This is a genomic window from Psychroflexus salis (genome assembly GCF_014640175.1).
GTDB lineage: Bacteria > Bacteroidota > Bacteroidia > Flavobacteriales > Flavobacteriaceae > Psychroflexus > Psychroflexus salis.
In genome coordinates this window covers 93,681-107,439 of sequence record NZ_BMGL01000011.1, presented here as the reverse complement: position 1 = coordinate 107,439, position 13,759 = coordinate 93,681, and the positions used below count along the sequence as shown (strand labels likewise).

Below are 13,759 nucleotides of genomic sequence, written 5' to 3'. Positions count from 1 at the left end.
AGTACGTCTTATTATCGGATATTAAAAATTTTTAACTAATCCGATATTAAGCTATACCGCTAAGTAATACTTGACTGAGTTCTTTTTTGAGTTGTTTTGATGGAATTGAACCACGCTTTTTAATCCATAGATTTAGATTTCTTAAGGTAGAAAGCATAGAAAACAAAACGAGTTCTGTATGAAGTGGTTTTAACTCCTTGGTAGATTTTCCAGCATTGATAATTTGGCGAAGACTTTCTTCATATTGATTCCGCTTAGTTTTAAAATTAACCAATGCTTGGCCTTCTAAATGCATCCATTCATTATTTAGCAAAGCTAATTGATTGGGAGAGTGCAAACTTAAATCTACATGATGTTCTATAATTTGCTCTAGTTTGGTTAGGCTTGAAATTTGCTCTGTAGCAACATTTTTAATTTGAGAAGTAAATTCTTCAGCTAAATGAAGAATTATTTCATTAAGTATAGCTTGTTTAGATGGAATATGATTGTACAAAGAAGAAGCTCTTACGCCAATTGCCTTCGCTAAATCGCGCATGCTTAAACCAACATATCCTTTTTCGCGTATGAGCTGCGCAGCTACTTTTAATATTTCATTTTTATTTGTCATTTATCGAGTTGCAAATGGGGTTCTTCTGCTAATAAATCTTGTTTAAAAGCATTGATTTTAGCTAAATGAGCTAATTGAGTAGCTTTGTTTTCTTGCAAGGGTCGATGTGCACTTAATTTTCTATACTTACCTACTTTATGCATCAATTGTAGAGCATTTTCTTCAAAAAAAGCAATACTGAATTTTTCCCAAACATAGTCGATAGCCAACTCGTTAGGATGCAATAAATCGCGATTGTAGAATCGATAATCCCGTAGTTCGTCCATTACAATTTCATAAGCTGGAAAATAATCTACATTTGTATTATTTTCAATAACATGATGTACCGCAGCCAACAAATTTGCTTTGCTCAAGTTGTTTTCTACTAACCCATCTTTAATATGCCGAACAGGAGAAACGCTAATATAGATGTTTGCTTGGTTAAATTTAGAAAGCGTTTTAATGATTTGTTGCATAGCTTCTACTAAAGCTTTAATCTCAATGAGTTCCTTTTTAAATAAAGAAGAATGTTGTTTTTGGCAATTGGCCACATATTTTTTGGTGGGAAGGTGATGATAAACAAATGCGGTACCGAAAGTGATAAAAATAGTGTCTGTTGTCTTTAAATAATTTCGAGTTTCTACAACTGCCTTTTGTAAATTGAAAAGTAAATCTTCGGGAGTTTCTCCCTGTACTACAGAATGTGCTTGCAATGATTTCCAAACTTTGTTTTGTTCTACAAATAAATCTAGATTGATGGCTTCAGCTTCTAGCCATTTACAGAATTGTTCAATAGCAAAAGGGTGAAACAAAATTCCAACAGGATTCTGTTGCGTTTTAAATCCAAAGTAACTTAGCTTATTCGCAAGATTATTTGCAAAGCAAGAACCGATATTAAAAAACTGACTCCCATAATTCAGTTTTAAATCTGGCGACTTTACTAATATGGGAGTAGATAATTTCATGCTATTTTATAAAGTTTTCTGCTGCTTGAAGCGCTTTTGCAATTCCGTCTGGATTTTTACCCCCTGCGGTGGCAAAAAACGGCTGGCCACCACCACCGCCTTGTATGTGTTTACCTAATTCGCGTACAATCTGCCCAGCATTTAACTGTTTGTTTTTAGCCAGTTTTTTATCAATATAGCAAGTTAACAAAGCTTTTCCATTTACATCGGCACCAAAAATCAAAAACAAATTATCTACTTCACCACCAAGTTGAAAAGCCAAATCTTTCATTGCATTAGCATCTAAATCTACTTGTTTTGCAAGAAATTTTATTCCGTTAACTTCTTGCAATTCATTTTTTAAATCGCCTTTTAAATTTTTAGCTTGTGCTTTTTTAAGGCTTTCTATTTCTTTTTTAAGTTGAAAATTCTCGTCATGCAAATTCTGTAAAACCTTTTCGGGTTCATTACTATTATTAAGCATTTTTCGGAGTTGATCGAAAGCTTTGACTTTATCGGTTAAATAAGTTTTTGCCACTTGGCTAGTAATGGCTTCTATTCGGCGTATCCCAGAAGCTACAGAAGTTTCTTGGGTAATGATAAAATGCCATAATTCAGCCGTGTTTTGTACGTGTGTACCACCACAGAGTTCAGTTGATTTTCCAAAGTTTATAGTTCGCACTTCATCGCCATATTTTTCGCCAAATAAGGCAATGGCTCCATTTTCAATAGCTTGATGGTAAGGAATATTTCTGTTCTCTACTAACGGAAGCTGCTCTTGAATTCGTGCATTTACCAAAGCTTCAACTTGCTTTAATTCTTCTTCGTTTAATTTTGAAAAATGAGAAAAATCGAAACGCAAATAATTAGCATTTACTAACGAGCCTTTCTGCTCAACATGTGCTCCTAAAACTGTTCGCAAAGCTTGATGAAGCAAATGTGTAGCCGTATGATTTCTAGCTGTTAATGCTCTGAACTTTTGGTCTACAACCGCAGTAAAAGCTTTTTCAATTTGCTCGGGTAATTGTTTTGTAAAATGAATAATTAAGTTGTTTTCTTTTTTGGTGTCGATTACGTAGGTAACATCTCCATTAGCACTTTCTACATAACCCTTATCGCCTACTTGACCACCACCTTCAGGATAAAATGGAGTTTGATTAAACACCAATTGATATAGTTCACCATCTTTTTTACTGATTATTTTTCGGTATTTCACCAATTTTACATCAGCTTTTAAGGTATCGTACCCTATAAATTGATCAGCTTCATTTGTTAACAAGACCTTCCAGTCTCCTGTTTGAGAAGCTGCTGCATCCTTCGATCGATTTTTTTGAACTTGTAAAGCTTTTTGAAAAGCTTTTTCGTCTAAAGTCAACCCCTTCTCTTCTAATATCAACGAAGTTAAGTCTACTGGAAAACCATAGGTATCGTATAATTCGAAGGCTTTTTCGCCCGGTAGTTCATTCCCTTTATTTTTATCAATCATTTGGTCTAATAAAGTAAGACCTTGTGCCAATGTTCGCAAAAAGGAATGTTCTTCTTCTTGAATTACATTTTCGCATAAAGTGTCCTGTTTTTGTAACTCAGGAAAAGCATCACCCATTTGAAAGACAAGCACTTTTACCAATTTAAAAATAAAAGCTTCTTTGGTATTTAAAAAAGTAAATCCATAGCGAATAGCTCTTCGTAAAATCCTTCTAATTACATACCCAGCTCCTGTGCTACTCGGTAATTGCCCATCGGCAATAGCAAAAGTGACTGCTCTAACATGGTCAGCAATTACACGCATCGCAATATCTATAGTTTCAGTTTTACCGTAAGCACAACCTGTAATAGTTTCAATTTCAGACAATAAAGGAGTAAAAACATCAGTATCATAATTGGATTGAACACCTTGCATAACCATGCTTAAACGTTCAAAACCCATTCCTGTATCAATATGTTTTGCGGGTAATTCCTGTAGTTTGCCGTTGGCTAATCTGTTATATTGAATAAACACTAAATTCCAAATCTCCACTACTTGCGGATGGTCTTTATTTACTAAATCTTTACCTGATACTTTAAGTTTTTCTTCTGGAGAGCGAATATCTACGTGAATTTCGGAAGCAGGACCACATGGACCCTGGTCGCCCATTTCCCAAAAATTATCTTTTTTATCTCCAAGTAAAATTTGATTTTCGTCTACAATGCGCTTCCATATTTGGTATGCTTCATCGTCTTTAGCTGTACCATCGGCTTGATCACCTTCAAAAACAGTAACATAAAGCGATGATTTATCAATTTTTAATTCTTCAGTTAAAAATTCCCAAGCCCACTCAATCGCTTCCATTTTAAAATAACCAACCGATGAGTCTGTTGGATCGCCTATGCTCCAATTTCCCAACATCTCAAACATCGTATGGTGGTAGGTATCTTTTCCTACTTCTTCTAAATCATTATGCTTACCACTAACGCGCAAACATTTTTGTGTATCTGCAATTTGATGGTATTTTGGTTTTGAGTTTCCTAAAAAAAACTCTTTAAACTGGTTCATGCCTGCATTGGTAAACATCAAACTCGGGTCGTCTTTTAAAACCATTGGAGCTGAAGGAACAACGTGGTGAGATTTGCTTTTAAAAAATGCTAAAAATCGATTTCTTATTTCGGTTGATTTCATAAAATGAAACTATAATTTTAGGTGAATTAATCCATCCAAAAAACAATGTTTATCTTTGTATATTGTTTGATGAGCGATGCAATTCAATTTTATTCGCAAAAATAGTATAATTTAGAGAATGAGTAAGGTTAAATATTATTACGATTCTGAAACACTTTCTTACCGAAAGATCGAACCTAAAAAAGGTAAAAGAATAGGCTTAAGCCTTTTGTTTATCTTAGGAGTAATGGTAACTTCGGTTCTGTTTTTAATAATTTATTTAAACATCCCGAACCTAGAAACCCCTAAGGAAAAAGCTTACAAGAGAGAATTACAAAACATGGAGCTTCAATATGAATTATTGAATAGAAAAATGAATCAGGTAGTTAGCGTTTTGGAAGATTTAGAAGAACGAGACGACAAAATTTACCGTGTTTACTTTGAAGCCAACCCTATTTCGCCTGAACAACGAAAGGCAGGTTTTGGTGGAATTAACCGCTACAACGACTTAGAAGGTTACGATAATTCTAAACTAATTATTAGTACGAAGAAAAAACTAGACCAACTATCCAAACGAATTGTAGTCCATTCTAAATCGCTAGACGAAATAACGGCATTGGCCGAAAATAAAGATGCACTTTTGGCAAGTATTCCTGCCATTCAGCCAGTTAAGAATGACGATTTAAAACGAACAGCTTCGGGTTATGGTATGCGAATGGATCCTATTTATAGACACCGTAAAATGCACAATGGCATGGATTTTTCTGCACCAACTGGCACCGAAGTCTATGCAACTGGAGATGCTGTGGTTAAAGAAATTAAACGAACCCGAAGATCGGGTGGTTTTGGAAACTTGATTATTTTAGACCATGGTTTTGGCATAGAGACTTATTATGCACACCTAAGCGATTTTAACGTGCGTAGAAACCAAAAAGTAAGTCGTGGAGAAGTTATCGGTTTTGTAGGAAACACAGGGAAGTCTACTGGTCCACATTTACATTACGAAGTAAGAAGAAACGGAAGACCGGTAAATCCTATCGATTACTATTACAACGACTTAACCACTGAAGACTACAACATTATGTTGAATAAAGCTTCACAAGAAAACCAATCTTTAGACTAAATGAAAACAAAACTAGCAGGCAAATTGTATTATGGTATTGGAGAAGTTGCTGAAGCTTTTGAAGTAAATGCATCATTAATTAGGTTTTGGGAAAAAGAATTTGATGAAATTAAACCTAAAAAAAACGCCAAAGGAAACAGAAAGTTTACCAATGAAGATGTAAAAACTATCGAGTTAATTTATCATCTAGTTAAAGAGCGTGGATTTACTTTAGAAGGAGCCAAAACTCACCTTAAAGAAGAAAAAAACAAAACCTTAAGCAGCTTTGAAATGATTAGCAAACTTAAAAATGTAAAAGCCGAATTACTCAAAATTAAGGAGCAATTATAAAATAAACTTAAGTCAAATTCAATTTGCCCAAGTAATCATCAATGCTTAATTTGCTTTAAAATAAATCCTATGAAAAATATTTTTTTAGTAATGGCTTGTCTTTTAAGCATGCCATTTAGCCTTTTGGCTCAATATAATGTTGAAAAACATTTAACCTATTTAGCTTCAGATGAGTTAACAGGAAGAGAAACTGGCTCAGAAGGCATCAATTTAGCTGCCAATTATATTGAAAATTTCTTCCATAAACATAACATTCAACCTTATTACGAAACTTATCGAGATTCTTTTCAGGTTAAAAATAAAGCAGCTTATAATGTAATTGGTTTGGTTGAAGGCACGGATCCAAAATTAAAAAACGAATTTATTATAATAGGTGCTCACTACGACCATATTGGAAAAGGAAAAGAAATAAATGGCGACAAAATTGCTAATGGTGCCAACGATAATGCATCGGGTACGGTTACAGTGATGGAAATAGCCAAACATTTTGCTGAAAATCCAAGCAAAAGAAGTTTAATTTTCGCTCTATTTAGTGCTGAAGAAATGGGACTTCTTGGTTCTTATCATTTAGCCGGACGAATGAAAAAAGAAAAACTAAACTTATACACTGTTTTTAATATTGAAATGGTTGGCGTGCCTATGCAAAATAAGCCGTATTTAGCCTATTTTACTGGTTTTGGAGCATCTAATTTTGCTGAAAAATTTAATGTTTACGCTGAAGCTGAAGTGCTTGGTTTTTTACCACAAGCTAAGGATTATCAACTTTTTGAACGCAGCGATAATTATCCATTTTTTAGCGAATTTAATATTCCAGCACAAACTGCTTGTACATTCGATTTTACCAATTACGATTATTACCATCATGTAGATGATGAAGTTTCAGAAATAGACACCAACCACATGCAGAATGTAATTCAAGCATTTATACCAGGTATCAGCGGAATGGCTAATTCAACTGAAAAAGAAATTAAGCTTAACTAATATGAAAAAAAACATTGTTATAACAGGAACTAGTAGAGGAATAGGCTTTGAAATGGTGAAACTTTTAGCCCAACAAGGGCATCAAATTTTGGCACTCTCTAGGAATGAAAAACCTGTAACAAATTTAAAACTTCCTAACGTTACTGCTTTATCTTGCGATTTAGGAGATGAAAAGGAAATTAAAAAAGCGGTAAATTATGTAAAGCAAAATTGGGAAGCTGTAGATGTTTTAATCAATAATGCAGGCTTCTTCTTAAAACAAGATTTTGCAGGTACAAAAATGAAAGATGTAAAACAAGTGTATGAAGTAAACGTGTTTTCTGTATTTAATCTTACACATCAAATATTACCCTATCTTAAAGCAAACTCGCATGTACTAAACATAAGTAGCATGGGCGGAGTGCAGGGAAGCGTGAAATTTCCTGGATTAGCTGCTTACAGTTCAAGTAAAGCTGCAATAATTACTTTTACCGAATTACTTGCTGAAGAATATAAAGAAAATGGTCCGAGTTTTAATGTGTTGGCACTTGGCGCAGTGCAGACCGAGATGTTAGCTGAAGCATTTCCTGGTTTCGAAGCTCCTGTAAGCGCAGAAGAAATGGGAAGTTATATTGCTAATTTTGCGCTTACAGGACATCAGTTTTATAACGGAAAGCTGCTTCAAGTTTCTAATTCAACTCCTTAAAAGTGAAAGATGTTTTAAAAAAATATTTACCTGAACGCGCTGTCCAGCCAACAATTCAACTTATTCAAAAACACCGTGTACAACTACAAATTGTCGGTCAAAGAAAAACTAGACATGGCGATTACCGTAAATTACCCACAGGGCAAGTAAAAATTACGGTTAATGCAAGTTTAAACCAGTATAAGTTTTTAATGACTTTAATACACGAGTTTGCTCATTTATTTGCCTACGAAAAGTATGGAAACAGCATAAAACCCCACGGAATAGAATGGAAACAGAGTTTTCAACTACTAATGCTCCCTTTTTTAACACCCGAAATTTTCCCGAATAAGTTGCTCCCTTTACTAGCCAAGCATTTTAGAAATCCTACAGCAAGTAGCGATACTGATGCAGTTTTATCGGTTGCTTTAAAAGAATTTGACCCCCCTAATTTAAAAAACTATATATTTGAAATTCCGATGGGTAAACGATTCCGAATAGAAAATGGAAGGGTTTTTACAAAAGGAAAAAAGCGCATAAAACGATACGAATGTACCTGCGAACATACAGGACAAATTTATGTTTTTCAGCCCCATGCAGAAGTTGAACCATTATAATGAAACTAAAAATGATTAATAAAAATAACTATGCAATTTTAATGGCTGGCGGCGTAGGTTCGCGCTTTTGGCCTGTTAGTAGAGCTGATTTTCCTAAACAATTTCACGACATGTTGGGAACTGGAAAAAGCCTGCTTCAATCTACTTTTAACCGTTTAGAAAAAAGTGCTCCTGCCGAAAATATCTTCATCTTAACCAATGCTGATTATGCAGATATAGTAAAACAACAACTTCCTAATATCGAAGACAGGCAAATAGTTTTAGAGCCTGCCGTGCGAAATACCGCACCTTGCATTTTATTAGCAGTATTAAAAATTCAAAAAGAAAATCCAAATGCGCAAATTTTAGTTGCTCCAAGTGATCATTGGATTGAAGACGAAACTTCATTTAACAGCGATATTCAAGCAGCTTTTGATGCTACTCAACGTCAAGAAATTTTAATGACTTTAGGTATAAAACCCACTTTTCCAAATACGGGTTATGGCTACATAAAAGCAGAACAATTTCACAAATCGCCTATCAAACAAGTTGAACGATTTACTGAAAAACCAAACTATGAAACGGCTAAAACTTTTTTAGCTGATGGTAATTATTTTTGGAATGCTGGAATTTTTATTTGGAGTGTAAAGGCTATTGTAAATGCTTTTAAAAAGCATCAACCAAATATGTATAGTTTATTTAAAAAAGGACTTGAAAGCTTCAATACAAAGGATGAATCATTTTTTCTAGATTCAAATTATACACAAGCTGAAAATATTTCGATAGATTATGCTATTTTAGAACATGCAAGTAATGTGCATATGTTAGAAGCAAGTTTCGATTGGAGTGATTTAGGCACTTGGGGTTCGTTGTATGAAGAATTACCTAAAGATGAACATGAAAATGTAATTATTAATTCTCAAGAAATATTGCTAAATAATGCAGAAGGAAACATTATTCGTACTTCTTCTAAAAAGTTAGTAGTGGTAGATGGTTTGCAAAATTACATTATTGTAGACCATAAAGACGCTTTAGTAATTGTACCTAAAGAAAAAGAACAGGACATCAAACAGATAAGAGCGAATGCTATTAAAAAGTTTGGCAAGACTTATGAATAATGGAAGAACAAAACACAAATAATTCGGGACAAAAGGAAAAAAACGAAGTTCAAAAAAATGTAAAAAAAACATATGGAAGCATTCGTTCTTTTTTACATGAACTACTAGACATAAGAGAAGACACCGATCGGGATTCTACCATGGAAGCCATTTTAAAAGACATTCCTTTTAAAGGTCATACTGCTTGGATTTTAATTTTTTCGATAATTGTAGCTTCTGTTGGTTTAAATGTAAGCTCAACAGCGGTTGTTATTGGCGCGATGTTGATTTCACCATTAATGGGTCCGATAGTAGGTTTAGGATTTTCAGTTGCCATTAATGATATTGACACCTTAAGAAGGTCTTTAATTAATCTAGGTGTTATGGTGGGTTTGAGTTTGCTTACTGCATTTTTATATTTTCAAGTTTCGCCACTAACTGAGCTTACACCAGAATTAGAAGCAAGAACTTATCCTACTATTTTAGATGTATTAGTTGCCATATTTGGTGGCTTAGCCTTAATCATCGCTAAAACGAAAAAAGGAACTATCATTACTGTAATTTCGGGTGTAGCAATTGCTACTGCCTTAATGCCGCCGCTTTGTACAGCTGGTTATGGTTTAGCTGTTTGGAATTTAAGCTACTTTGGTGGCGCGATGTATTTATTTACCATCAACACAATTTTCATTGCACTTTCTACTTTTGTTGTTTCAAAAATCTTAAAATTCCCATTGGTTAAATATGCCAACTCTATCCGTAGAAAACGCATTGCTCAAATTGCTTCAACTATTGCAGTAATTGTAATCATTCCTAGTATTTATCTTTTTTATAATTTATTAAAAGAATCTTATTTTGAGCAAGATGCAAAACGTTTTGTGGAGCAAGAATTAATAGAATACCCCAATGCCTTCATTCAAAAAAATGCAACAGTTTACAATTATAATTCTGGGATCGATCCTGAGATAGAAGTTTCATTTTTAGGAAAAGAAATACCACAATCTGTAATTGATTTATGGAAAGCTAAATTGTCTTCTTATTCTGCTCTCGAAGATGCCAAGTTAAAAATTCTTCAGAATGAAAACTCAGAAAATTTTGATCAAATGACCTACATCTTAGAATTAAAGTCTCGAGATTCGTTAGAAATAATTAGCAAAGGAAAGGAGATAGATGAACTTAAAAAAGAAATGGAAAAAATTAAATCTAGCGTTAAATACGTTCCTTTTGGTGATATTGCTCAAGAAATAAAATTAAACTATGGTGATGTAGCCAATGTAGAATATGCAGAATTACTATCTACCGATTTCAATAAGTTAGACACCGTTCCTTATTTTAAAATTAAATGGAAAACTCCTTTAGAAAAAGAAGAAAAACAAGATTTTGAGAAAAGATTAAGCGATTGGCTCGCATTTAAAATTAAGCAGGGAAAAGTAAAAGTAGATATTGAAACAACAGAAACAGTTAGCAATTAACTATTTTATTTCGTTTGCTAAAGTTGAATTACAAACCTCTTTGGTAAGCCTTTTTTACCTTTCTAAATAAGTTAGATGAATAGACAAAATCTGATAAATCTTGGTTATCGCTATGGTGAATTTCTTCTTTAGTTCCTTCCCAAGCCAAATTACCATCTTGTAAATACACAATTTTTTCACCAATTTCGAACACAGAATTCATATCGTGGGTGTTTATTACGGTTGTAATATTGTATTCTTTGGTTAATTCTTGAATAAGATTATCGATTACTGTTGCTGTTCTTGGGTCTAAACCAGAATTAGGCTCGTCACAGAACAAAAATTTTGGTTGGTTAACTATAGCTCTAGCAATTGAAACCCTTTTTTGCATTCCACCGCTAATTTCTGCAGGAAAACGTGTATTTACATCCTTTAAATTCACACGTTCTAAAACTTCTTGAACACGATTTTTCATTTCAGTATTGCTGAGTTTGGTAAACATCCGCAATGGAAATTTCACGTTTTCTTCTACATTCATCGAATCGAACAATGCTCCACCCTGAAAAACCATTCCCATTTCTTTTCTAAGGTTTCTTCGTTCGGATGCAGTTAGGTTTTGATAACGTTTGTCTTCGTAATAGATGAATCCTTGTTCTGGCTCAAATAAACCCACTAAATTTTTTAAAAACACTGTTTTACCAGAACCTGATTGACCGATAATTAAGTTGGTCTTCCCTTTTTCAAAAACTGTAGAGATGCCTTTAAGCACTTTAGTATCTCCAAAGGATTTATGTAAGTTTTCTACTTTAATCATTAGCTTAATAAAAGTTGAGTTATAATATAGTTGGTAATAATAATTACAACACTAGTCCATACAAAAGATGTTGTACTAGCTTTTCCAACTTCTAGCGCTCCACCTTTCATATAGTACCCATGATAAGCCGGAATAGTTGCTAATAAAAATGCAAATACTAAAGTTTTAAAGAATGCGTAAAATACATGAAAGGGAATAAAATCGTCTCTTAAACCAGTTAAAAATTGAGCTCCGTCTAAAAAACCACCATAAACACCAGCTAAATAGGCTCCCATAATACCTACAAACATAGCGATACCAATTATAAAAGGATACATTAGCATAGCAATGATTTTAGGAAATACTAAATAATTTAGCGAATTAATCCCCATTACTTCCAAAGCATCAATTTGTTCTGTAACGCGCATTGTACCAATGCTAGATGTTATAAACGAGCCCACTTTACCTGCCATAATTACCGACACAAAAGTAGGTGCAAATTCTAATAATATAGATTGTCTTGCAGCGTAACCTATAAGCTCTTTCGGAATTAAAGGGTTAGTTAAATTAAGAGCGGTTTGTATGGTAACTACAGCACCAATAAAAAAGGAAATGAAAATTACTATCCCCATCGACTTTAATACCAAGTCGTTTATTTCTTGAAAAATTAGTCTCCACAAGACACTTCGCTTAGTCATTCTACGAAAAGTATCTTTAATCATAATAAAATAAAGACCTATGGAAGATACGTAATTCATTTATTTTTTTTGAATTTTTAAAAATAGAAAAAATATGTCTTTAAAATGGATTTTGTTTCTTATAATAAACAAAAAACCTACTCATTATAAAGAGTAGGTTTTGTAGTATACATTTATTTTAAGTTACGCGAGCATGGTAACTGGATTTTCTAAATAGGTTTTTAAAGTTTGTAAAAACTTTGCTCCAGTTGCACCATCTACAGTTCGATGGTCGCAAGCTAAAGTTAGTTTCATGGTGTTGCCTACCACAATTTCTCCATTTTTAACCACTGGCTTTTCTACAATGGCCCCAACCGATAGAATACAAGAATTAGGCTGGTTAATAATACTTGTAAATTCAGTAATACCAAACATGCCTAAGTTAGAAACGGTAAAAGTACTGCCTTCCATTTCTTGGGGTTGCAATTTTTTATTTCTGGCTTTACCTGCTAAACTTTTTACATTATTTCCTATTTGACTAAGCGTTTGTTGGTCTGCAAATTCCAATACAGGAACTACTAAACCTTCATCTACAGCAACAGCTACACCAATATGAATATGCTTTGCATAACGCATAACATCTTCTTTCCATTGTGTGTTCACTTGTGGATGCTTTCGCAAAGCCATAGCCGAAGCTTTAATGACTAAATCGTTAAACGAAACTTTGGTATCGGGCATTTCGTTAATTTGCTTTCTAGATGCCATTGCATTATCCATGTTCACTTCTATATTTAAATAGTAGTGTGGAGCCGCATTTTTAGATTCTAATAAACGCTTAGCAATGGTTTTACGCATTTGTGAATTCTTCACTTCTTCAAAAGATTCTTCGCCCGCTGGAACGTAAGTTTCAACTGGCTTTTCTTCTTTTGCTTGTGTTTTATCTTCAGATTTTGCTTCACTAGCTTTTGGAGCATCTGTCTTTGATGTAAAACTTTCTACGTCTTTCTTAACAATGCGACCATTTTCGCCTGAACCTTTAATATCTGAAAGTTTATAGCCTTTTTCTTCGGCAATTTTCTTAGCTAATGGTGAAGCAAATATTCGTTCTCCATCGTTTGTTTCAGTAGTATTTTCTTCTGACTGATTTTCTGATTCTTGGCTAAATGAAGCATTTTCACTAGCTTTTTGATCAGATTTTTTATTGCTTTTTCCACCTGATTTAACCGATTTTAAAATAGCTTCAACATCTGTACCACTAGGTCCAATTATAGCTAATACATCGTCAACTGGAGCAGATTCGCCTTCATCGATACCTATATGAAGTAATTCGCCGCTATAAAACGACTCGAATTCCATAGTTGCTTTATCGGTTTCGATTTCAGCTAAAATATCGCCTTCTTCAACTTCATCGCCTACTTTTTTCAACCAAGTTGCAACGGTACCTTCTTCCATGGTATCGCTTAGCCTAGGCATAGTTACCACTTCTACGTTATCTGGAATTCCTTCTGCATCTTGACTTTCGTTTTCAGCTTCTGTTGATGAATCTTCTTTAGTTGATGAGTCTTCTTTAGCTTCATCTTTTTTACTCTCTTCAGTATTTTCTCCAGATTTAGATTTTTCAATTAAATCGCTAACATCTTCTCCTTCTTCACCAATAATGGCTAAAAGAGAATCTACCGGAGCACCTTCACCTTCTTCTATACCAATATGCAAAAGAACTCCATCGTGGAAAGACTCGAATTCCATAGTTGCCTTATCAGTTTCGATTTCAGCTAAAATATCGCCTTCTTCAACTTTATCTCCTTTTTGTTTTAGCCACTTAGCCACCACTCCTTCTTCCATGGTATCACTAAGTCTTGGCATATTTACTACTTCAGCCATAATA

Annotated in this window: 13 protein-coding genes; 7 read left to right on the top strand and 6 right to left on the bottom strand. The window is 33.9% G+C overall.

The features are described from left to right. Positions 1-46: 46 nt before the first annotated feature. The 3 genes from IEV63_RS10310 to alaS are packed head-to-tail and all read right to left on the bottom strand — an operon-like array spanning position 47 to position 4,186. Positions 47-607 carry a TetR/AcrR family transcriptional regulator gene (locus tag IEV63_RS10310; protein ID WP_188406733.1) on the bottom strand — a complete coding sequence of 187 codons (561 nt, stop codon included), beginning with the start codon at positions 605-607 and terminating at the stop codon, positions 47-49. Next, entirely contained in the window at positions 604-1,551 is a 948-nt protein-coding gene (locus tag IEV63_RS10305; RefSeq protein ID WP_188406732.1) for a GSCFA domain-containing protein, read from the bottom strand. Before IEV63_RS10305 ends, IEV63_RS10310 begins: the two co-directional genes overlap by 4 nt. A gap of 1 nt (position 1,552) precedes the next feature. Further along, a complete protein-coding gene (gene alaS, locus IEV63_RS10300; RefSeq protein WP_188406731.1) occupies positions 1,553-4,186 on the bottom strand; it encodes an alanine--tRNA ligase in 2,634 nt (877 codons plus the stop codon). 118 nt (positions 4,187-4,304) lie between these two features. Between alaS and IEV63_RS10295 the strand changes: the two genes are divergently transcribed. From IEV63_RS10295 to IEV63_RS10265, 7 genes are all read left to right on the top strand, one after another. Continuing rightward, on the top strand, positions 4,305-5,288 hold the full coding sequence (locus tag IEV63_RS10295; RefSeq protein ID WP_188406730.1) for a M23 family metallopeptidase: 984 nt from the start codon (positions 4,305-4,307) through the stop codon (positions 5,286-5,288). After that, entirely contained in the window at positions 5,289-5,618 is a 330-nt protein-coding gene (locus IEV63_RS10290) for a MerR family transcriptional regulator (RefSeq protein WP_188406729.1), read from the top strand. It abuts the gene before it with no gap. A gap of 69 nt (positions 5,619-5,687) precedes the next feature. Further along, positions 5,688-6,599 (top strand): M20/M25/M40 family metallo-hydrolase, encoded by a 912-nt coding sequence (locus tag IEV63_RS10285; protein ID WP_188406728.1) that lies wholly within the window; start codon positions 5,688-5,690, stop codon positions 6,597-6,599. 1 nt (position 6,600) lies between these two features. Beyond that, on the top strand, positions 6,601-7,284 hold the full coding sequence (locus IEV63_RS10280) for an SDR family NAD(P)-dependent oxidoreductase (RefSeq protein ID WP_188406727.1): 684 nt from the start codon (positions 6,601-6,603) through the stop codon (positions 7,282-7,284). 2 nt (positions 7,285-7,286) lie between these two features. Next, the gene (locus IEV63_RS10275) at positions 7,287-7,880 is read left to right on the top strand and encodes a SprT-like domain-containing protein (protein ID WP_188406726.1); all 594 of its coding nucleotides are present in this window, start codon (positions 7,287-7,289) and stop codon (positions 7,878-7,880) included. A gap of 14 nt (positions 7,881-7,894) precedes the next feature. Next, positions 7,895-8,977 carry a mannose-1-phosphate guanylyltransferase gene (locus IEV63_RS10270; protein WP_188406752.1) on the top strand — a complete coding sequence of 361 codons (1,083 nt, stop codon included), beginning with the start codon at positions 7,895-7,897 and terminating at the stop codon, positions 8,975-8,977. After that, on the top strand, positions 8,977-10,425 hold the full coding sequence (locus IEV63_RS10265; protein WP_188406725.1) for a DUF389 domain-containing protein: 1,449 nt from the start codon (positions 8,977-8,979) through the stop codon (positions 10,423-10,425). Before IEV63_RS10270 ends, IEV63_RS10265 begins: the two co-directional genes overlap by 1 nt. A gap of 28 nt (positions 10,426-10,453) precedes the next feature. Here the strand turns inward: IEV63_RS10265 and IEV63_RS10260 are convergent, their stop codons facing one another. The 3 genes from IEV63_RS10260 to IEV63_RS10250 form a co-directional block, all read right to left on the bottom strand. Then, positions 10,454-11,218: an ABC transporter ATP-binding protein gene (locus IEV63_RS10260; RefSeq protein ID WP_188406724.1), complete on the bottom strand. Its 765-nt coding sequence runs from the start codon at positions 11,216-11,218 to the stop codon at positions 10,454-10,456. Then, positions 11,218-11,955 carry an MlaE family ABC transporter permease gene (locus tag IEV63_RS10255; RefSeq protein WP_188406723.1) on the bottom strand — a complete coding sequence of 246 codons (738 nt, stop codon included), beginning with the start codon at positions 11,953-11,955 and terminating at the stop codon, positions 11,218-11,220. Before IEV63_RS10255 ends, IEV63_RS10260 begins: the two co-directional genes overlap by 1 nt. 123 nt (positions 11,956-12,078) lie before the next feature. Then, the gene (locus IEV63_RS10250) at positions 12,079-13,755 is read right to left on the bottom strand and encodes a pyruvate dehydrogenase complex dihydrolipoamide acetyltransferase (RefSeq protein WP_188406722.1); all 1,677 of its coding nucleotides are present in this window, start codon (positions 13,753-13,755) and stop codon (positions 12,079-12,081) included. Positions 13,756-13,759: the final 4 nt, after the last annotated feature.